Source organism: Pseudomonas sp. PvP028 (assembly GCF_017832255.1).
In the GTDB taxonomy this organism is placed as follows: domain Bacteria; phylum Pseudomonadota; class Gammaproteobacteria; order Pseudomonadales; family Pseudomonadaceae; genus Aquipseudomonas; species Aquipseudomonas syringae.
This window is the reverse complement of sequence record NZ_JAFIBL010000001.1, coordinates 4,343,030-4,363,526: the sequence shown is the minus strand read 5'-3', so window position 1 is coordinate 4,363,526 and position 20,497 is coordinate 4,343,030. Positions and strand designations below refer to the sequence as shown.

Annotated in this window: 14 protein-coding genes and 1 pseudogene; 11 read left to right on the top strand and 4 right to left on the bottom strand. The window is 58.5% G+C overall.

The window, feature by feature from the left end:
- Nucleotides 1–2: 2 nt before the first annotated feature.
- From JOE34_RS18790 to JOE34_RS18750, 9 genes are all read left to right on the top strand, one after another.
- Nucleotides 3–1,886 (top strand): IucA/IucC family protein, encoded by a 1,884-nt coding sequence (locus JOE34_RS18790; protein WP_122335632.1) that lies wholly within the window; start codon nucleotides 3–5, stop codon nucleotides 1,884–1,886.
- Nucleotides 1,876–2,781: an iron-siderophore ABC transporter substrate-binding protein gene (locus tag JOE34_RS18785; protein ID WP_024661770.1), complete on the top strand. Its 906-nt coding sequence runs from the start codon at nucleotides 1,876–1,878 to the stop codon at nucleotides 2,779–2,781. Before JOE34_RS18790 ends, JOE34_RS18785 begins: the two co-directional genes overlap by 11 nt.
- Complete coding sequence (locus JOE34_RS18780) at nucleotides 2,778–3,767, top strand: iron ABC transporter permease (RefSeq protein ID WP_122335631.1); 990 nt, start codon at nucleotides 2,778–2,780, stop codon at nucleotides 3,765–3,767. The genes JOE34_RS18785 and JOE34_RS18780 overlap by 4 nt, the downstream gene beginning before the upstream one ends.
- Nucleotides 3,760–4,791, top strand: a complete 1,032-nt coding sequence (locus tag JOE34_RS18775; RefSeq protein WP_010412470.1) for an iron ABC transporter permease — start codon at nucleotides 3,760–3,762, stop codon at nucleotides 4,789–4,791. Before JOE34_RS18780 ends, JOE34_RS18775 begins: the two co-directional genes overlap by 8 nt.
- A gap of 10 nt (nucleotides 4,792–4,801) precedes the next feature.
- Entirely contained in the window at nucleotides 4,802–5,593 is a 792-nt protein-coding gene (locus tag JOE34_RS18770; protein ID WP_003318733.1) for an ABC transporter ATP-binding protein, read from the top strand.
- On the top strand, nucleotides 5,590–6,369 hold the full coding sequence (locus JOE34_RS18765; protein ID WP_122335630.1) for an IucA/IucC family C-terminal-domain containing protein: 780 nt from the start codon (nucleotides 5,590–5,592) through the stop codon (nucleotides 6,367–6,369). Before JOE34_RS18770 ends, JOE34_RS18765 begins: the two co-directional genes overlap by 4 nt.
- Nucleotides 6,360–7,004 (top strand): RraA family protein, encoded by a 645-nt coding sequence (locus tag JOE34_RS18760; RefSeq protein WP_046266292.1) that lies wholly within the window; start codon nucleotides 6,360–6,362, stop codon nucleotides 7,002–7,004. Before JOE34_RS18765 ends, JOE34_RS18760 begins: the two co-directional genes overlap by 10 nt.
- Nucleotides 7,005–7,106: 102 nt before the next feature.
- Nucleotides 7,107–8,468 (top strand): PAS domain-containing methyl-accepting chemotaxis protein, encoded by a 1,362-nt coding sequence (locus tag JOE34_RS26065; protein ID WP_209996439.1) that lies wholly within the window; start codon nucleotides 7,107–7,109, stop codon nucleotides 8,466–8,468.
- A 199-nt stretch (nucleotides 8,469–8,667) separates the two neighbouring features.
- Nucleotides 8,668–9,294 (top strand): LysE family translocator, encoded by a 627-nt coding sequence (locus tag JOE34_RS18750; RefSeq protein ID WP_024648421.1) that lies wholly within the window; start codon nucleotides 8,668–8,670, stop codon nucleotides 9,292–9,294.
- A gap of 154 nt (nucleotides 9,295–9,448) precedes the next feature.
- Here the strand turns inward: JOE34_RS18750 and JOE34_RS18745 are convergent.
- A pseudogene (locus JOE34_RS18745) lies at nucleotides 9,449–9,628 on the bottom strand (IS66 family transposase); the annotation flags it as partial.
- Between the two features lie 183 nt (nucleotides 9,629–9,811).
- On the opposite strand from JOE34_RS18745, the gene JOE34_RS18740 reads away from it, so the two are divergent.
- Entirely contained in the window at nucleotides 9,812–15,649 is a 5,838-nt protein-coding gene (locus tag JOE34_RS18740) for a DUF3320 domain-containing protein (protein ID WP_209996437.1), read from the top strand.
- Nucleotides 15,650–15,674: 25 nt separating this feature from the next.
- On the opposite strand, the gene JOE34_RS18735 is transcribed toward JOE34_RS18740, so the two are convergent.
- On the bottom strand, nucleotides 15,675–16,793 hold the full coding sequence (locus JOE34_RS18735) for a metallophosphoesterase (protein WP_004404468.1): 1,119 nt from the start codon (nucleotides 16,791–16,793) through the stop codon (nucleotides 15,675–15,677).
- Nucleotides 16,794–17,211: 418 nt separating this feature from the next.
- Between JOE34_RS18735 and JOE34_RS18730 the strand changes: the two genes are divergently transcribed.
- The gene (locus JOE34_RS18730) at nucleotides 17,212–17,952 is read left to right on the top strand and encodes a helix-turn-helix domain-containing protein (RefSeq protein WP_003420515.1); all 741 of its coding nucleotides are present in this window, start codon (nucleotides 17,212–17,214) and stop codon (nucleotides 17,950–17,952) included.
- Between the two features lie 84 nt (nucleotides 17,953–18,036).
- On the opposite strand, the gene JOE34_RS18725 is transcribed toward JOE34_RS18730, so the two are convergent.
- On the bottom strand, nucleotides 18,037–19,371 hold the full coding sequence (locus JOE34_RS18725) for an MFS transporter (RefSeq protein ID WP_209996434.1): 1,335 nt from the start codon (nucleotides 19,369–19,371) through the stop codon (nucleotides 18,037–18,039).
- A gap of 78 nt (nucleotides 19,372–19,449) precedes the next feature.
- Nucleotides 19,450–20,427, bottom strand: a complete 978-nt coding sequence (locus JOE34_RS18720) for a hydroxyacid dehydrogenase (RefSeq protein ID WP_032661760.1) — start codon at nucleotides 20,425–20,427, stop codon at nucleotides 19,450–19,452.
- Nucleotides 20,428–20,497: the final 70 nt, after the last annotated feature.

The window sequence follows — 20,497 nt, the reverse complement described above, 5'->3', positions numbered from 1 at the left end:
CCATGAACTTCACTTCACTCGCCGCTGACCTGGTCATGCAGGATTTGGTCGATTGCCTGCTGGCTGAGGACTTCTTTGGTCGCGAGCCATTGCGCCTGCAGAACAGCAGCCAATGGCAGCTGCGCCATCCCCAGGCTCCGCAATTGGTAGAGCAGGGTAGTGCGCTGCAAATCTGGGAGTGGTGCTGCGATGATTCGGAGCAACGCTTCATCAGCATCGCTCTGCGCGCCGGTATCACCCAGCAATGGGAAAAAGTGCCCGGCACCCCGGTACTGGGCCGACAGGACGAGCGCTGGACGCAGTTGTCGCCGGAAGACTTCATGAAGTGGGTGTTCGCCGGCAAGGCGACGCTGCTTCAGGACAGCGAGCGTCAGGACAACGAAAAGGGTATCGCGCTGTTTCTCGAGGTGTTGCGCATCAGTGTCTGGCAGACCGCGCTGTCGCTGGACCACAAGGTCGACGAGCAGAACCTGATGGCTCAGGACGGCGCCACTTTCTTCCGAACCATGGAGCAGTGGGCGTCGCTGCGTGATCGCCCGTATCACCCGCTGGCCAAGGCCAAACAAGGCTTGAACGAACAGGAATACTTACAGTACCAGGCCGAGTTCGCCCGGCCGGTCGCGCTGAACTGGGTGGCCGTCGACAAGACCTTGCTGCAATGCGGCGACGGCGTGGAGGACTTGAATGCATCCTTTCCGGCACGCTATCTGCTGCCCGAAGACCTGCAAGCGGCGCTTGACCAGGAGATGCAGGCGCGTGGCATTGCCGGCAGCCATGTTGCGCTGCCGGTTCACCCGTGGCAGTTCGAGCATGTTTTGCAGGTCCAGCTGGGCGATGCGTTCGCCAAGGGCGATTGCCAGCGGCTTGATTTCAATCAGGCGCAGGTGCATGCCACTTCGTCGCTGCGTTCGATGACACCGTGCTTCAACAGCGCTGACTACCTGAAGCTGCCCATGGCGATTTATTCGCTCGGCGCTTCGCGCTATCTGCCAGCGGTCAAAATGATCAACGGCGGGCTGAGCGAAAAACTGCTGCGTCAGGTGGTCGACAAGGATGAAACCCTGAGCCGTTCACTGCACTTGTGCGACGAACGCAAATGGTGGGCATTCATGCCGCCCCAGGCCACGCTGTTCGACGAAGGACCTCGGCATCTTTCGGCCATGGTGCGCGGCTATCCGGCCGCGTTGCTCGATGATCCGGAGTGCCGCCTGCTGCCCATGGCGGCGCTCGGTACACCGCTACCGGGGAGCAATCGGCATTTCTTCGACGAGTGGATGGACTACCGCGACCTGCCGCGCAATCAGGCTTCGGTACTGTCACTGTTTCGCGAGTTGAGCCACAGTTTCTTTGACATCAACCTGCGTATGTTCCGCCTGGGAATGCTCGGCGAAGTGCATGGTCAGAACGCGGTCATGGTCTGGAAAGCCGGACAGGCGCAAGGGCTGCTGTTGCGTGACCACGACTCGTTGCGTATTTTCGTGCCCTGGCTGGAGCGCAACGGCATGCACGACCCGGAGTATCGAATCAAGAAAGGGCATGCCAATACGCTTTATCATGACCGCCCCGAGGACTTGCTGTTCTGGCTGCAGACGCTGGGTATTCAGGTAAACGTGCGGGCAATCATGGATACTCTGGCGCAAGTGTATGACGTACCGGTCACTGCGCTGTGGACCGTATTGCGCGATGTTCTGGATAATCTGATCACAACCATCGAATTTGACGACGAGGCGCGTGGCATGATCAGGCAACAACTGTTCGAAGCCCCCAACTGGCCGCAGAAACTTCTGCTGACGCCTATGATCGAGCGCGCGGGCGGTCCGGGCAGCATGCCGTTCGGCAAGGGTGAAGTGGTCAACCCGTTCCACAGGTTGCGCCGTGCAACCTGACCGAACCCTGCATCCTTCGCGGCGCACAGTGTTGCGCCTTTCGCTGGGATTACTGGCGCTGCCTGGCATTGCCCGGGCAGCGCCGCTACGCGTTATCACCCTGTTTCAGGGGGCGTCCGACACTGCCGTAGCCCTTGGCGTAACGCCTTGCGGCGTGGTGGATTCATGGAGCGAAAAACCAATGTATCGCTACCTGCGCCCGGCGCTGGCGGCGGTACCGCATGTGGGCCTGGAAACCCAGCCGAGCCTGGAAGATATCGTGCTGCTCAAGCCGGACCTGATCGTCGCCTCACGCTTTCGCCATCAACGCATCGCGCCGTTGCTGGAGCAGATCGGCACGGTGCTGATGCTCGAAGAGGTGTTCGAGTTCAAGCGCACCCTGGCAATGATGGGCGCGGCCCTGCAACGTCAACAGCTGGCCATGGACCTGCTCGGGCAATGGCAACAGCGTGTGGCAGCGCTGCGTGGCCAGTTGCAGGCGCAGTTCGCCGGACGCTGGCCAATCACCGTGTCGGTGCTCGACATTCGCGAAGACCATATCCGTAGCTATCTGCCCGCCAGCTTTGCCGGCTCGGTGCTCAGTGAACTGGGCTTTGCCTGGACGTCCGCGGCCCGCGAAGCCACGGGCGTGTCCCTTAAACTCAGCAGTAAAGAGAGTTTGCCTGTGGTCGATGCCGACCTGTTCTTCGTCTTTCAGCGCGCGGACAGCAACGCCGCGCAGCACACCTACGACAAGCTGGTACAGAACCCGTTCTGGCAACAGTTGCGTGCAGTACGGGACCACCAGGTATGGCGCGTTGATGCCGTGGCCTGGAGTTTGTCCGGCGGCATTCTGGGCGCCAATCGCATGCTTGATGAGATCGCCCGCGTGGCCTTGGCGGATAGCGCCTCATGACGGCTGCGGCAAAACTGGGCCTGGGGCTGTTGATACTGGTAGCGTGCATGGGATTGAGTCTGGCCACCGGGGCCACCTGGATATCGCCCGCTGCCATTGTGCGAAGCGTCTGGCAGGCTGATGCGCTGAGCGCTATCGAGCACGTGCTGCTCGACACACGGCTGACACGCACCCTGATGGCCGTCGCAGTGGGCTCTAGTCTGGCGGTTGCCGGGGCGCTGATGCAGGCGCTGACGCGCAATCCGCTGGCGTCGCCTAGCCTGTTCGGCATCAATGCCGGCGCGACGTTTGCCATCATCGCCTGTTCGTCGCTGCTTGCGCTGTCGTCCATGAGCCAATGGCTGTGGTGCGCGTTCATCGGCGCTGCGGTGGCGGGCACGATTGTCTGGGTCATCGGCAACCGGGGGCAGGGCAGCCTCAATCCATTGCGCATCGTGTTGGCCGGCGCAGCGATCACTGCCTTGTTTACTGCATTCAGTCAGGCCTTGCTGGTGGTCAATCAGGACGGTCTGGACACCGTGCTGTTCTGGCTGGCCGGCTCGTTGTCGGAGCGCGAACTGAGCACCGCCGCGCCGTTGCTCGTCTGCGTGGTCATGGGGCTTGTCGGCGCGCTGGTGCTGGCGGGGCAGGTCAACGTACTCAACACCGGGGAAGCCATCGCGACGGCGCTGGGCCAGCGTACGGGGCTGATTCGCCTGATGATGAGCGTGGTGATCATTGCCCTGGCAGGCAGCGCCGTGGCGCTGGCGGGCAGTATCGGCTTCATCGGTCTGCTGGTGCCACACATGGTGCGCAAGACGCTGTCCATCGACCATCGCTGGCTGCTACCCGGCTGCGCAGTGCTGGGCGCGACCCTGTTGCTGCTGGCCGACACGCTGGCGCGAGTCGTGATTGTCCCTCAGGAAGTCCCGGTGGGTGTGATGACTGCGCTGTTCGGTGCGCCGTTCTTCATTGCACTGGTTCGGCGGGGCGCGCGCTATGGATAAGCATTTCACCGTGCGCTACCGGAGTTTTTCCCGGCAGTTCAGCCTGACTGCATTGACGCGCTTGCTTACAGGCCTGGCGCTGACGCTGATGGTTGCACTGAGTTCGCTGGCCTTGGGCAAGATCAATCTGACGCCAGCGACCCTGCTGAGTGTTTTTACCGGTCAGGCGGATGCCAGCCTGGTCTTCATCGTCGAACAACTGCGCATGCCCCGGCTGGCCTTGGCCGCCCTGGTCGGCGCGGCCCTGGCGGTGTCCGGACTGATCCTGCAAAGCATCATTCGCAACCCGCTGGCCTCACCGGATCTGTTAGGCATCACCAGCGGTGCCAGCGCCGCAGCCGTGTTGTATCTGTCATTCTTCTCAGCTGCACTGGGTGCGCAGTTTCTACCCCTGGCGGCGATCTCTGGCGCAGGCCTCGCGGCACTGGTCATTTATCTGCTGGCCTGGAATCAGGGCGCTTCACCCTTGCGCATGGTGTTGATCGGGGTAGGGGTGTCAGCTCTGCTGGCTGCGGTGACCACGTTCATTCTGGTGTTCAGCCCGTTGACCACCACCTTGTCGGCTTATGTCTGGCTGACCGGGAGCGTGTATGGTGCCAGTTGGCCGGAGCCCCGCGCACTGGCCGGCTGGCTATTGTTGACGTTGCCGCTGCTGGCGCTGCTCGCCCGTCAGGTGCGCATGCAGCAACTGGATGACGCGCTGGCCCAGGGCATCGGCGTGCGCGTGCAATGGCTGCGCGCGGGGTTGCTGCTGGTGAGCGTCGCGCTGGCCGGGCTGGCGGTCGCCTGGGGTGGGGCGATTGCCTTTGTCGGGCTGATTGCGCCTCATATCGCCAAACGCCTGATGCCGCCGGGGTTCGTCGGTCAGGCGCTGATGGCGGCGTTGATCGGTGCCAATCTGGTGATGCTTGCCGATCTGGCCGGACGCACGCTGTTCCTGCCGCTGGATCTGCCCGCAGGGATTTTTGTCGCGGTGCTGGGCACACCTTTTTTTCTGTACCTATTGATCAACCAGCGGCACTAAGGAATTACGGATGGCGTCAATCGCAACCCACGACCTGACCCTGAGTTACCAGCGGCAGGTGATCATCGACAGTCTTGATCTGCAGTTACCCGCAGGCCAGGTGACCGTGCTGATCGGCAGTAACGGTTGCGGCAAAAGCACCTTGCTAAAATCCTTGGCGCGCCTGCTCAAACCCCAGCAGGGCACCGTCGTGCTCAACGGTGCCGACATTCACCAGAAGTCCACTGCGACCGTCGCGCGTGAACTGGCGATTCTGCCGCAAATGCCCAGCGCACCGGAAGGCATAAGCGTGCGGCAACTGGTGGCGCTGGGGCGTTATCCGTATCAGAACTGGATGCAGCAATGGTCCGCCGAGGATGAAGCCATGGTCGCACGGGCTCTGGCGCAAACCGGCATGCAGGACCTGGCCGACAGACCCGTCGATGCCCTGTCAGGCGGCCAGCGTCAGCGCGCATGGATCGCCATGACCCTGGCGCAGGATACCGACATTGTATTGCTGGACGAACCGACGACCTTTCTCGATCTGGCTCATCAGATCGAAGTGCTGGATCTGTTGCGCGACCTGAATCGGCAAGAGGGCAAGACCATCGTGATGGTCCTGCATGACCTGAATCTGGCCTGCCGTTACGCCGATCACATGGTTGCCGTCCACGAACGCAGCGCCTTTGCCCAAGGGCGTCCGGCCGATATCCTCAGCGAGGCGCTGGTCAAGCAGGTCTTCGGCCTCAACTGCCGGATCATCGCCGATCCATTCTTTGGTACGCCGCTGTGCATCCCCTTTGGCCGGGAACTGCCGCAATGAGTCTGGCGCAGGCGTTCAGCGAATCTGAATGGGCGTTGCTGTCCGAGGCGCTGCGGCTCAGGCCGGCAGGTGAGCACGATCCGCGCTCGCTATCGGCCCGCGCGCTGCTGGACGACGCAGTCTGCGAGCAATTGCTTGGCATGTTGGGGCCGGTGATCGGTTCTCCGACACAGGCAATCACCGCATCACTGCTGGCCAAGCGCATTTCTTTCTTGAGCACCGGTGCCTGCCTGTACGCGATGTCGGTCTACGACAAGGGCCTGACCCTGTCGCTGGACAACAGCGTGATCGAATACGCGCATGATGACGGCCTTTGGACCTCGTCAATGCCTTTGCTCGATACAACGCCAGTGGGTTATGAGCCGGGTGCTCGCGAAGCATGGCGTGATCAGATCGCCACCACTTTGTTCCGCGACCTGCTTCAGCCGCTGTGGGAAACTTTCAACCGTGTCACTGGCATTTCCCGACGCATTCTGTGGGAAAACACCGCAGTACGCGTGTATTCGCTGTACGACAAGCGCATGGACAAGGTTGAAGACCCAGCGATCCGGCAGCGCTGTGGAGCCGATTTCGACTGGCTGCTGCACCAGGCCGATCCCACGCTGTTCGGCCTGACCTACAACCCGCTCAAACACTTCCGCCGTACGCCGGTTGTGCTGGAAGCCGAAGGCAAAAGCATCCGTTTTCGGCGCACCTGCTGCTTCTATTACGACGCCAGCAACCCCGTCGAGTATTGCTCGACCTGTCCGTTACTGAGGCCCAAAAAATGTCGATGAACAAGCAGATTGCACACCGCCAGCAACAACTCAGCGACGCCGTCATAGAGCAATACCGTGACATTGCCGCGTCAACCATCGGCCACCTGAACGACGCGGGTTACCTGCGCGGGATCAGACCGCTGTTCGAGGGTGCCAGACTGGTCGGCAACGTTGTCACGGTCAAACTGCAACTGCCCGACGGCAGCATTTTGCGCGATGCACTGCTGAACAGCCTGCCAGGCGATGTACTGGTGATCGAATGTGTCGGCGACGAGCATTGCGCCTGCTGGGGCGAACTGCGCACCCTGGCCGGGCTCATCAAGGGGCTTGCCGGCGTCATCGTCTCGGGCGCAGTCACCGACGTTGCCGCCTTGCGCGAACATCGTCTTCCCGTGTTCAGCCGGGGAGTCAGCGCAATGACAACGCGCAGTCTCGGGGAAAGCGGCGAGCTCAATGGACTGATCCATATAGGCGGCGTGGAGGTGAGGCCAGGGGACATTGCAGTCGGGGATGATGACGGCGTATTTATCCTGAGTCCGCAACAGGCGAACGAACTGTTACCCGAGTTGCTGGGCAAGGAGAGTGCGGACCGAAAAAGAAGGGAAGAACTTATCGACAGACTGAATGGGCGCCAGCCGGAAATCGGAAGTTAGCATTGACACGATGTTTAATATTTGGATCCTATATCCACAATTAGACAATAGGCGCGTCTTTTATGTATTAAGTTTGCTAGCCCTGCTCAAGATTGCGATTCCATGACCGATGCAGATTGGAAACCCAAACTGTCCCGGATAGCCGCAATGTTCAATTCGCATTTGAAAAACACCAATAAGGCATTGGAGCGCCGCCTCGCCATGCTTGAGCAAGCAGGGCAAATCCTCAATCTGGAGACAGTTGCCGTCGTGCTGGATGGCACGGGCAAAATACAGACCGTCAACGCGTTGTTCGAGACGGAGATGAGCTATGCACAAGCAGAGCTCGTCGGACGCAACCTGTCTGATCTGAGCCCGCCGGAACTGAACGGTGACGTTCACCAGAAGCGCGCATTGACCGCGATTCGAGACGGCAAGCACTTCAGCGGTACGTTGCGCCTGGTCAGCAAGACCGGGTCCAGGGTGTGGCTGAGAACCGTGGTCGTACCCTATAAAAATGAAACCGGCGGCGTCGAACAGATCACCCTGTACTCGAGTGTTCTGACGCGAACGATTGAAGCTTCTCGCGAGAACGAGGCGCTGGTCAATGCACTGCAACGCTCCACCGCCGTTATCGATTTCACCCTCGATGGCATTGTCATCGGCGCCAATGACAACTTTCTGAGGGCGATGGGGTACGAGTTGAATCAGATAAAGGGCAAACATCACAAGATGTTTTGCGTGCCTGAAGAGTCTGCCTCTGACGCATATACCCGATTCTGGGAAAGACTGCGTCGGGGGGAGTTTATCGTCGATCGTTTCCGCCGAATTGACAAAGGCGGTCGTGATGTATGGCTCGAAGCTTCTTACAACCCTATTACCGACGCCAACGGCAAACTCTATAAAATTGCCAAGTTCGCAACGGTTATCACTGAACAGGTTGAGCGCGAGAAAGCCGTCGCTGAAGCATCTGAAATGGCGTATCAAACTTCTATCGATACTGACAGCAGCGCACAGCAAGGCCGCAAAGTCATCAAGGAAACGCTGCAGATGCTCGGCCAACTGACCATTTCAATGGAAGAAGCCACACGAGGCATCGAAGCACTGGACTCACAAAGTCAGGTGATCGGAACAATCATCAAAACCATCAGCGGCATCGCCGAACAAACCAACCTGCTCGCGTTGAACGCAGCGATTGAGGCCGCCAGGGCCGGCGAACAGGGCAGGGGCTTCGCAGTGGTGGCCGATGAGGTGCGCCAGTTGGCCTCTCGCACGACAAAAGCGGCGGAAGAAATTGTAAGCGTCGTGAAGACCAACCAAAGCCTGGCCTCAGATGCAGTGGGCGTGATTGTGCGCAGTACCGAACAGGCGTCCGAGGCGCTGGTATTGGCCAACGACGCAGACCGTGTGATTCAGGAAATCCAGCACGGCGCAAACACGGTAGTGCGGGCCGTCAGCCGATTTGTGGACCAGCGCTCCAGCTAAGTGCGTGAGCAGTCGAGTCGACTCAGGCGAGGCGTTTGAATGGGAGGTCGCGACAGGAGGACGAAATTTTTCCGCGACCTCCAACTGAGCTATCAGGTAGGATGAATGGCAGCCTTGGCCAGAATCAACAATCTGGCCGAGACAGAGGAGCCATTAGAAAACACTCTTTGAACACTTCGTGGCACGTAAGAGAGACGCTATGAACTGGCACACGTGGTGGGTATTTGCGGTTACTGTTTTCCTGCTGTCAGGGACGCCGGGGCCTAATATGTTGCATGTGCTTTCCAGAGCCGTTTCGTTAGGTTTCGCAAGAAGTATTCCCGCGATGATCGGCTGCCTGGTTGCTGTTGTTGCGGTACTCAGTATTTCGGCTGCCGGTCTTGGCGCGCTGCTTGCCGCATCCCCAAGAGCATTTGAAGCGCTACGTTATCTCGGCGTAGCTTACCTTTTCTGGCTGGGCTACAAGGCATGGCGCGGTTCAGCGCAATCACCACAAGACGCACCTGTGTCGAGCCCAGCGGTGTCGAGCTGGCGCGTGTTCATCAACGGACTCATTGTAGGATTTGGAAACCCTAAACTCCTGCTCTTCGCAGCTGCATTCCTGCCTCAGTTCATTGTTCCCAGCCAGCCGCAAATGACCCAGCTCATTATTCTGGTTATGACTTTTGCTGCGTGCGAGATGTTCTGGTACATGGCGTATGCGCTAGGCGGAACTCAACTCCGCCGATATTTAACTCGCCCTGCTATGCGCCGAGCGTTCGATCGTTTTACCGGGGTGCTCTTTGCAGGCTTCGGTGTTCTGCTTCTTCGCTTTCGCCCACAATGATCGCACGATGGACAGTGGCTAATAGTCGGCATTAGCTGTCGGCTGCTGCACCTCAGGTGTGAATGGATAAAAATCAGTACAGCCATTTTATGTATAGAAACTGCATAGGGCCCCGGCCGTAAACCAGATACCCATCGCAACCCCGGCGCCCTTAGGCTTTGCGGATGTTTTTGATCACACGGATTTGCATCCGCACGATGTCCAACTGCTTGCCAATGAAATGCTTGCGGCAACCGCAGGTCAGTTCGTGCTCGGGTAGTTCGTGGATGACTTCGATACGTAGCAATTCAGCCAACAGGGTTTTGCGTTTACCACAGCGTTTGACCGGTACAATGTGTTGCGCTGCCACCGAAGCACCGCGCCCAGATCAGGTCTCCAAGGCGGCCGAGCGGAATCCATCGGCCGGGTAAGGTGCCTGATTCAGATATAAGCATTCCTTATTGTCGATGACTCATGGACTATATGCCCATTTGGCTGCCTCTCTGAGGCAAGCGCTCGCATCTGCAGGAGCCCGTGAATGAACATCAAGATTGAGGCGCTGATCGCCCGGAAGATCGGTTTCGCCTCCCACCAGAACGCCGTACCGCTCGTACGTGAATTGAGTATCTGGAACCAGGAAGAAAGCGGTTTTGAAAACCTGACCCTGACTTTAAGCACCGACCCGGATTTCGTAGAGAGCCGCACATGGCGTATAGACCGCATTCATGCAGGTGATCGCCTCAACATTTCCGAGCGTGATATCAAGCTTAACGCAGGTTATTTGTCCGGGCTGACTGAAAGCCTCAGCGCTGAGGTGGTGATGCGCCTGTCCCAGGGCGATGACGTACTCGTCGAGCAACGCTTCCCGACAGAACTGCTGGCGCGCACAGAGTGGGGCGGCTTGAGCGCCATGCCGGAGTTGCTTGCGGCTTTTTGCATGCCCAATGATCCCGCAGTAGATCGGGTACTCAAAGCGGCCTCACAGGTTTTGCGGCGCGCAGGCAAGAAAGATGGCATCGACGGCTATGAAAGCAAGTCGCGCACGCGAACCTGGGAGCTTGCCTCTGCTATTTGGTCCGGAGTGTGCAGCTTTCAGTTGAGCTATGCATTACCCCCGGCCAGTTTTGAGCAACAGGGGCAGAAGGTCCGGCCTCCGAGTGTGGTTCTGGAAAACGGCGTGGCGACCTGCCTGGATACTGCATTGCTGTTTGCTGCAGCTTTGGAGCAGGCGGGCTTGAATGCCCTGCTTATCATGACTAAGGGACACGCATTTGCAGGCGTATGGTTGCAGCCTCAAGAGTTTTCTCAATTGTTGACCGATGAGGCGTCGGCAGTACGCAAACGCCTGGATCTGAAGGAAATGGTGGTATTCGAAACCACGCTTGCCACACAGACACCTGCGCCGGGCTTCTCCCAGGCGATTACAGTCGCCGAGCGTCAGCTAGATGATGAGCAGTTCATCATGGCCATCGATTTGCACCGCGCCCGAATGCAGAAGATTCGTCCGATGGCGCTCGTCTCAGTAACCGAGGGATCGGATGATACAGCCGATGCTCCACCCACTATTGAAGGGCTGGAGGAGGCTCCGGCACTCCCGGGGTTCGATGTCGAAATAAATACGGATAGCGAAGGTCCAGCCGGAAAACTGACGTTGTGGCAACGCAAACTTCTGGATCTGACGACTCGCAATCGTCTCCTGCACCTTCCGGACAGCGCAAAGGGCGTGCGCCTGATATGCCCGGATCCGGCCGTGCTTGAAGATCTGCTTTCCAGTGGCCAGCGTATTCGCATCCTGTCAGTACCTGACTTGAAAAGCAGTGGCCGGGATGTGGCCCTGTACGAGCAGCAGAATAATGAGAACCTGGTCGACGAAGTTGCTCGTCAGGCGCTGGCTCGAGGTGAAGTGCTCGCCAGTCTGGAGAAGGTGAAACTTGAAGCAACCCTGATCGATTTGTTCCGAAAGGCGCGTAGCGATCTGGAAGAGGGCGGTGCAAATACACTGTTTCTGGCCATCGGCTTTCTCAAGTGGAAGAAAACTGCCGACGACCCGAAAACCTACTCCGCGCCCCTGATTTTGCTGCCGGTAAAACTTGAACGTAAAAGTGCTTTGTCCGGGGTGACGCTAAGCCTTCTTGATGAAGAACCGCGTTTCAATCTGACGCTGCTTGAATTGCTGCGCCATGATTTCGAGTTGGTGATTCCCGGACTGGACGGCGAACTACCCAGTGATGAAAGTGGCATTGATGTGACGGGTATCTGGAACGTAGTGCGGCGAGCAGTGCGTGACGTACCGGGTTTCGAGGTGAGCACCGAACTTGTGTTAGGTACATTCTCATTTGCCAAATACCTCATGTGGAAAGACCTGAATGCCAACGCCGCGCAGCTATTGCAAAGCCCCTTGGTCAAACATTTACTGGAACCCGGTGGCGCCCGTGAAGGGTTCTCCGGTTCAGACGAGTTTCCCCGACCCGAACGTTTGGACTCGTCGATAACACCCGCTGAGCTTTTTACCCCGTTGCCCGCCGACTCCTCGCAGTTATCTGCCGTGGTGGCATCTGCAGGTACTCACAGCTTTGTCATGGACGGGCCACCGGGAACCGGCAAGTCGCAAACCATTGCCAACATGATTGCTCACAACCTTGCTCTGGGACGTCGCGTGCTGTTCGTGGCAGAGAAGCGCGCAGCCCTGGACGTCGTTTACCGTCGCCTGGCAGAGAAGGGGCTTGGCGAGTTTTGCCTGGAACTGCATTCAAGCAAGGCCTCTAAAGTTGAAGTACTCAAACAACTGGACCGCGCCTGGGATGTCAGCGATGCGTTGAGCCCGGAGGCGTGGGAACGTGAAGCCACTCGTTTGCAGACGCTGCGCTCGCGACTCAACGAACTGGTCGAGGTACTGCACCGACGCTGGAGCAACGGGCTCTCCTTGCATCAGGCGATCGGTCGTGTGGTTCGTGATCATGGCCCTCAAACACCCAGGCTGACCTGGCCAGCAGACACGCAACATGATGCCGTCGAATACAGCCAGTTGCTCGATCTTGCGCGTCGCTTAGGCTTGAACGGTGATGCCGCACGTAATCTGTCAGGCAAGTTCGGCGCTCTGGCGCAGACCCAGTGGTCGAACGCCTGGCAGGCACACATTGCGAATGCCTCACGTGAGCTGCCCCAGGCCCTTGACGCGCTGAGTGCCACGAGTGAAAGACTTCTTGGCCTGACTCACCTTGACTTGCCTGTATCTGAACCGGCGCAGGTTCAGCACCTTAACGAATTGGCGACTCTGGTCGTGGAGTCCTATGGACTGAACCTCTCATTCGCTTTTGCACCCGATGCTGTCGCGCGTATCGAAGCAGCCCGGCGCGCGTGCCAGTTAATCGAAAGCTATCGAGAGCTTGAGGAAGGTCTGTCGCTGGATTATGCAGACGAAGCCTGCCGGCGCATTCCCGTTGAGGCGATGCGCAGCGAATGGCGAGATGCCGAAGGAAAGTTCTGGTTCCTGGCGACTTTCGCCAAGAAAAAGGTCGCGAAGAAACTGGCCTCTTCAGGTGGCGCAGCAGGCCTGCCGGACACGCTTGGCGACCTGGCGATTTTCGAGCGCCTGCTCGCGCAACTGAACGAACTGGATACATTAGCCGTTGGCCTGCAGTCGATCCCGGGCTGGCAGGGCCTGAGCAGTGACGTGTCACAGATATTTCGTGCAGCCTCAATGGCTGAAAACCTGCGCGGACTGATGAGCGGCGTGGCCGAATCACCGGACCACCTCGTTTCATTGCGCGGCGCCGTCGCGCGGCTGGTCGTTGAGGCAAATGAAATGTTGGCGCCGGGCGGGCAAATCGGCGTAGCGTTATCAGCCTTGCAACAGGCTTTGTCACGCTATGAAGACGCCGCTCGACTGTTTGCCGAATTGTCTGTAGCCGGTACAGATAAACAACCGAGCGCTAATGCCTTGCGGGCTACTTCGCTGTCGATCCAGCAACAGGAGGAGCAACTCAAGGCATGGTGCGATTGGTGCCGGGTTCGCGAACAGGCGGGTGAGGCTGGTTTGGCAAGTCTGGCCCGTGCGCTCGAAGCAGGGGGTCTGTCACCTGCAGCAAGCGAGGAAACCTTCATCACGGCCTATGCCCATTGGTTCGCCACGCAAGGTATAGACGGCGAACCGCTGTTGAGGAATTTCGTGGCTGCCGAGCACATGAGCGACATTGCGGCTTTCGTGCGTCTGGACGACGAAATGGCCAAACTGACGGTGCGTTACATCCGGGCTAAACTGTGTGGCTTGATCCCCTCCAAAAATGACATCCCCAAGAGCAGCGGCTTTGCCATTCTCAAACATGAATTGCAGAAGTCCCGCCGGCATAAACCTGTCAGGCAACTGGCTGTTGAAATGGGCGACGCACTCAATCGCCTGGCCCCTTGCATGTTGATGAGCCCGCTGTCGATTGCGCAATTCCTGCCCGCCGATCAACCGCCCTTCGATCTGGTCATTTTCGATGAGGCTTCGCAGATTGCTCCATGGGACGCAATCGGTTCGATAGCTCGAGGCAGGCAAGTCGTTATCGCAGGTGACCCGCGTCAAATGCCGCCGACGAACTTTTTCAACCGTGGCCCGAATGCCAGCGACGACGATACCGCTGAAGACATGGAAAGCATTCTGGACGAATGCCTGGGAGCAGGGGTGCCAAGTCACAGTCTGAGCTGGCACTACCGGAGTCGCCACGAAAGCCTGATTGCCTTCTCCAATCACCGTTACTACGACAGCAATCTCATCACCTTCCCGGCAGCAGAGACCCGTGCAAGTGCCGTCGAGTGGCGCAGGGTCGACGGCGTCTACGCAAAAGGCAAAGGGCGTTACAACCAGGCTGAAGCCGAAGCCATCGTCAGCGAGACAGTCAAGCGCCTTACCGATCCAGCGTTCGTGGCTGCTGGCCATTCGATCGGCATTATCACGCTCAACTCTGATCAGCAAAAACTGATCAATGACCTGCTGGACAACGCCCGCAAGCAATACCCACAGATCGAGCCGTTTTTTCAGGACACACAGACCGAGCCGGTGGTCGTCAAGAATCTGGAAACAGTCCAGGGTGATGAGCGCGATCTGATCATGCTCGGGATAGGCTACGGTCCTACCGAGCCGGGTGCGCAGGTCATGTCCATGAACTTCGGCCCCCTCAACAAGGACGGCGGCTGGCGCAGGCTTAACGTGGCGATCACACGGTCTCGCCGGGAAATGCTGGTGTTCTCATCCTTTGATCCTTCAATGATCGACCTGAACCGCACCAATGCCCGTGCAGTCCGTGATTTGAAGCATTTCATAGAGTTTGCGCAACGAGGACCAAAAGCCCTGGCCGAGGCGGTACAGGGCTCGGTCGGTGGTTATGACTCGCCGTTCGAGGAGGCAGTCGCTCAAGGGCTACGGCGCCTCGGTTGGCAAGTGGTGCCGCAGATTGGTGTGTCGCGTTTCCGCATTGACTTGGGAATCGTTCACCCTGACCGCCCGGGTGACTATCTGGCCGGCGTCGAATGCGATGGCGCTACCTATCACAGCGCCGCCACTGCCCGTGATCGGGACAAGGTCCGCGGAGCAATTCTCAGTGGCCTCGGCTGGAACCTGGTGCGGCTATGGTCCACTGAGTGGTGGGTAGACAAGGAAGGTGCATTGCAGAGACTGAACGCAGCGTTGAATGATCTTTTGGCGCAATCCAGGCAGGAAACAGCAGATCAACAGATAACCGAACAGCCAACGGCCGAGCCCATCGTCATAGACTTCTCCACCGTACCCCGCATCAGTGGAGAGTCGCCTGATGAGCGGGTTGCTTCCATCAGTGAGTTGCCAGCAGAGATGGGTGAGAGCCGCATCGCGCTGTCTCATGGCCTTACACCTGCCGCCGCGGGGCAGAAGGGTATCTATCGCATAACCGACCTTTCTGCTCTGGCGCCACTGATCCAGGCCGACCAGTTTCACCTGCCTGGTTACACTCCGGTACTTCGCCAGCTCATTGAAGAGGTGCTGCGCCAGGAAGCGCCGATTCGCGACTCAGCTTTAATCCAGCGTATTGCGCGTGCACATGGCTTCCAACGATCAGGACGGCTTATCAGAGACAGAGTGCTGGAATTGGCGGAGCAGCACCATTATGTTCAACAAGCAGGGTTTGAAGAGGTATTCGTCTGGCACTCGGAAGGCGATGTGGCCGGGTGGACGACGTACCGGATTCCGGCCTCAAGCGAGGATACACGAGCCATAGAAGAGGTTGCCGCTGAAGAATTGCGCATTGCGGCGACGGGTGTCGATGCCGAAGACAAGGCCCTGGAGGTTGCTCGATTGTTCGGTATAAAGCGCCTCACAGGACCTGCGCGTGAACGGATGGAGCGAATCTTCAGTACATAAGAGCTAGCGCCACACTGATGGGGCGCTAAGGCGCCCGCCGAAGCGTAATCCGGGTCAATTCCGAAGGTTTGCCGAGGCGAATGGCAAACCCGGGCCAGAGGGCGGTGCCGTTGTTGACGTACAGTTGCATTCCGCCCACATCATAAAGCCCTGACACAAATCCGCCATTGGCCAGTGCCAGCAACCAGTGAAGACCGAAGATCATGCCGCCATGGGTATGCCCGGAGAGTTGCAGCGCTACGCCGTGGGTCGCTGTTTCCTTCGCGTTTCTGGGTTGGTGGTCCAGCAGGATGATCGGCGTGTCTTTCGCGATGCCTGCTATGGCTTTTTGCAGGTCTGGCGCAGGGAAGCCGGTTTTCGGCGCAGTGACGTCGGTGACGCCGGCCAGAGCGATGCGTGCACCGTCGTGCTCGATCATCGTGTGGCTGTTGGCGAGAGGGATCATTCCCAGAGACACGAAGTGCTGCATCCACGCCTGATTGTCGAAAAAGTACTCGTGGTTGCCGGGGATGACGTATACGCCGTCCGGTGCACGCAAATCGCGCAGGGCCTCGATATCCTGTTTCCGGTTGCCTAGCGATCCATCAATCAGATCGCCGGTGATGACGATCAGATTCACCCCCAGCGCATTTGACTGCTGTACCACCGCCTGGGTCCAAGGCGCATCGAACAGGCGACTGATGTGCATGTCGGTCAGTTGCAATACTTGGTAGCCCTCGAATTGCGGAGGCAGGTTTTTAATCGCGATCTGGATGTCTTTCACCGGCGGCACGCGCACAGCCTGCTGGACGCCGACTGCTGCCAGCAGTAGAGCTGCCACACCGATGAAGTAACGCAGATTGGCCGGAATGCTCAGCGTCTGCCGGCGCACCAACATCGTCAGCAACGTGCCGATGTCGACGATGATTTGCAGTACCGCAAGCAACAGGATTGCGCCGAACGCCCAGTTGAACAGCATCACGACGTAGCGAGGAAACTCCGGCGAGAACACGCTGCCGGAAGAAAACCGGCAATACAAATGGTATTGCGAGGCAAGGACAAGCACTACGGCAACGGCGATCTTCGCCGATAGCGCCCAAGGCATCGGCCACAGGAACCGGGCGATGACGTACAGGCAGGGCATGCTGAACATGACATGAAACATTAACGTGCTCCGTTGGCCGTATTGATGAGGTGGATAACTGCGTCAAGGGCACGGGCAGTAATGAGGTCGACCTCGTCATGCTGCAGCGTGTTGCCGGGCCGAGGTGCCAAAGATCTTCGTGCCGAGGCAGAACTTCGACACAAGCACAACCGTGATGCCAAGTTTCTTGTAACGGGCGGCGCTTGTCGAGCCATGCTTGAACGTAGCGAATATCGGTAGCCGCCGACATCGATGCCGCATGCCAGGTGCTTCTGTCCATGGCTGGACATGAAACTGTAGACCCGACGTTGCGCCGGCGGCGTTTTTTTGACCTGGGCAGCGTGGCTGATACCAAGGGTTTCATGGCTATCCGTTTTCAGCTAACGGATAATGTGCGAGTTCGAGGTTCATGCTGCAATCTGCCGCACAGGAGTTAATGATGGTCAAAACGCGTCCACGTCCCGCCGTGAATGGAGTCGCATCAGCGGATAGGGTGCTCACCGTTCTTTCTTCGTTTCAGATCGGAGACTCGGCCTTGAGCCTTGTGGAACTGGTAGAGCGCACCGGACTGATCAAAAGCACGATCATGCGTTTGATGGTTTCCCTGGAAACCTATGGTTTCGTCAATCGCCTTGCAGACGGTCGCTACATGCTCGCGAGCGAAGTCATGCGCCTCAATGCGGTCTATCAGGATGCCCTGGATCTTGAGCGGCATGTGTTGCCAAGGTTGCACAAGCTGACCGGAGAAACCGGCGAGACCGCCTCTTTTTATGTGAAACACGGTGCCTATCGGTTGTGTCAGTACCGGGTCAACTCTCCTCACCGTCTGCGATTGCACATGCAGCCTGGAGACATGCGCCCCATGGACGGTGCGGCGAGTGCCGAAGCATTGCGTACACCGTATGCACGTGCAAAGGATGGGCTGGAGCCTTTTTACTCGAGCGGTGCGACGGATCCACATGCGGCCTCAATGGCGTTGCCCATTTTTGGCCCGCTGCATGAAAACATCGGAGCGTTGGTGCTTTCAGGCCCGTCGATGCGGCTGACCGCCGACTACGCAAAAGCGATCCGCTCCATCTTCATCGAGGTGGCTGACGACCTGACGCGCAGCCTGGGAGGGAAAAGCTTCGGCGAGGAGAAGGTGGCACATCGCGCACCGGCGGTCGACGAAGCGGTCTGAGTCCGGCAGCAGTGCGAAGTTTCCATAAACGGCCGACTTGAAGCGCTGCGCAAGGCAGCGTTTCAAACCGTTATCGCCAGTTTCTCAGTTGACCTCTGCAGATTTGGCGTCCTCATGCGCCTCACGCTTGCGGCTTCTGCCCATCACAACCACGGCGATTGCACCAGCCGTGCACAGCGCGGCCAGAGGCAGCAGAGCGATCGCATAACTTCCCGTGGCCTGGTGAATAGCACCATAAGCATTGACCATGATCCCGCCTCCGATCAGATTCGCCAGGGCGCCGATGGCCGCCAGCCCGGCAGCGGCCGTACTGCTCGAAAGCCAGTTGGACACCAGTGCCCAGAACGGACCTTTCATCGAGTAGGCGCCGATCAGCACCATGGTCAGCATCACGACAGTGGCGGGTAGAGAGGACGTGACCAGCGCCAGCAACAGCCCCGCCGTGATCAAAAACAGGGTGGCGGAGGTGTGCCAGCGACGTTCATTGCTGCGGTCCGAACTGCGCCCCCAGATGATCATGGCAACCGATGCAATACCGTAGGGGATGGCATTGACGAAGCCGATCTCCAGATTGCTCAGGCCAAAGCTTTTCAACAGCTGTGGTGCCCAGACACTCATGGTGCTGCCTGCCGCAGAAGCGCCTGAATAGATAAGCGCCATGACCCATATATCCTTGTGCTTGAGCAGCTTCCACAGCGAGATATGGCCGATGTTGGTCTTGAGCTTGCGCTCCTCGTCCAGCTTGTTGACCAGCCAGGTGCGCTGTTCGTCATCCAGCCAACGAGCCTGAGCGGGACGATCCGTCAAAATGAAAAGGCAGGCGATTCCCAGCAGTATGGCGGGGATACCCTCAAGAATGAACAGCCAATGCCAGCCCCTCATGCCCATCCAGCCGTCCAGTGTCAACAGGTAACCCGAAAGGGGGGAGCCCAGAAAGTTTGCACCTGGAATAGCGACCATGAAGATCGCCACCATGCGTGCACGATAGGCCGACGGCAACCAGTAAGTCATGTACAGCAGCACGCCCGGGAAGAAACCTGCTTCGGCAGCACCCAGCAGAAAGCGCATGACGTACAGCGAGTTAGCGCCCTGCACAAAAGCCGTACCTGCGGAAATCAGCCCCCAGGTGATCATGATGCGTGCAATCCAGATGCGCGCGCCGAATTTCTGCAGGGCCAGGTTGCTCGGTACCTCGACCAAAAAGTACGAGACAAAGAACAGGCTGCTCGCGAAACCGAAGATCGCCGGGCTAAGGCCAAGGTCATGATTCATCTGCAGCGATGCCATGCCGATATTGCCCCGGTCGATGATCGCTATCAGGTAACAGAGGATAAGGAAGGGAAGCAGTCGCCATGCGACTCGGCGCATGGTGGTGCGCTCGAGTTCGGTGACCGGTTGCGTCGGTTGGGTGCGGGCCATGGTGCTCTCCTGTGTTTATTTTTGTGGAGAAACGGTAGATGTTTGCCCCGCCAGCTCGGCAGCAGGGCGCAAGCTGGATCAGCTATCGAGCAATTGGCGATTCACGATACAGCGAGGATCAAGCGCGTCGCCGTCCCATACTTTGACGATCTGTTGAACAGCCAGCAGCCCCACGCGATCACGGGATTCGGTGGTATTGGCACCCGTATGCGGGGTGGCAACAAGATTCGGCAGTTGCCACAGCGGACTGTCGGCAGCAGGCGGCTCCGGATTGAACGTGTCCAGCCCCGCGCCTGCGATCCTGTTGGTTTGCAGCGCCTGGATAAGCGCCTGAGTATCGACCAGTTCGCCGCGAGCAGTATTGATCAAGATGCAATTGGAGCGCATGCGGTTCAGTTGCGCGGTACTGATCAGGTTCCGATTTTCGTCGGTCAGCGGGCAATGCAGGCTGATGATATCGCTCGATTCGATCAGGCGGTCAAAGTCGGTTTCGCGCTCGACGTGTGAACGTTCGGGTAGCGTTTTGAGGTAAGGGTCGAAGACCTTGACCTTCATCTGCAAAGGCGCAACCAGATCCATCAGGACGCTGCCGATCGCCCCCAGGCCAACCAGCCCCAATGTCTTGCCGAACAGCTCGATGCCGTTGGCGGTGGCCTTGTCCCAATGCCCCTGACGTGTACGGGCATCCAGCCAGGCAATTTGTCGAGCCACGCTGAACATGAGTGCAAAGGCATGTTCGGCCACGGATTGCGCATTCGCCCCGAGAGCGATCATGACAGGGACTCCTTTCTCTGCCGCCGCCTGAATATCGATGGTGTCGTAGCCGACCCCATGCTTGGCGACCGCCTTGAGCCTGGGGGATGCTTCGATCATTTCTCGCGTGAGCTTGCCTTGCCTGACGATGATCGCGTCGGGCTGTACGTCGCGGATGAGCGAGGTGAGCTCTTCAGCCGATAGGTAGGGGGTGGAGGGGAAAATCTGAATGCCCAGATCATTCGCATAGCTCATCGCGTCGTGTGCCAGGGCGGGGCCTGTCAGCAGAATCTTGCGGGTCATGGATGCGTACCTTGTTCTTGTTTGCGTTCGCGTTTGGTGTGCGACCGGGCAGCAACTTCAACCCGATGCC

Excerpts from the sequence above, each read along its gene's own strand:
- JOE34_RS18720 (WP_032661760.1), bottom strand. The coding sequence starts at position 20,427 with ATGACCCGCAAGATTCTGCTGACAGGCCCCGCCCTGGCACACGACGCG.
- JOE34_RS18775 (WP_010412470.1), top strand. The coding sequence starts at position 3,760 with ATGGATAAGCATTTCACCGTGCGCTACCGGAGTTTTTCCCGGCAGTTC.
- JOE34_RS18725 (WP_209996434.1), bottom strand. The coding sequence starts at position 19,371 with ATGGCCCGCACCCAACCGACGCAACCGGTCACCGAACTCGAGCGCACC.
- JOE34_RS18765 (WP_122335630.1), top strand. The coding sequence starts at position 5,590 with ATGAGTCTGGCGCAGGCGTTCAGCGAATCTGAATGGGCGTTGCTGTCC.
- JOE34_RS18770 (WP_003318733.1), top strand. The coding sequence starts at position 4,802 with ATGGCGTCAATCGCAACCCACGACCTGACCCTGAGTTACCAGCGGCAG.
- JOE34_RS26065 (WP_209996439.1), top strand. The coding sequence starts at position 7,107 with ATGACCGATGCAGATTGGAAACCCAAACTGTCCCGGATAGCCGCAATG.
- JOE34_RS18790 (WP_122335632.1), top strand. The coding sequence starts at position 3 with ATGAACTTCACTTCACTCGCCGCTGACCTGGTCATGCAGGATTTGGTC.
- JOE34_RS18730 (WP_003420515.1), top strand. The coding sequence starts at position 17,212 with ATGGTCAAAACGCGTCCACGTCCCGCCGTGAATGGAGTCGCATCAGCG.
- JOE34_RS18740 (WP_209996437.1), top strand. The coding sequence starts at position 9,812 with ATGAACATCAAGATTGAGGCGCTGATCGCCCGGAAGATCGGTTTCGCC.
- JOE34_RS18760 (WP_046266292.1), top strand. The coding sequence starts at position 6,360 with ATGTCGATGAACAAGCAGATTGCACACCGCCAGCAACAACTCAGCGAC.
- JOE34_RS18750 (WP_024648421.1), top strand. The coding sequence starts at position 8,668 with ATGAACTGGCACACGTGGTGGGTATTTGCGGTTACTGTTTTCCTGCTG.
- JOE34_RS18735 (WP_004404468.1), bottom strand. The coding sequence starts at position 16,793 with ATGTTTCATGTCATGTTCAGCATGCCCTGCCTGTACGTCATCGCCCGG.
- JOE34_RS18780 (WP_122335631.1), top strand. The coding sequence starts at position 2,778 with ATGACGGCTGCGGCAAAACTGGGCCTGGGGCTGTTGATACTGGTAGCG.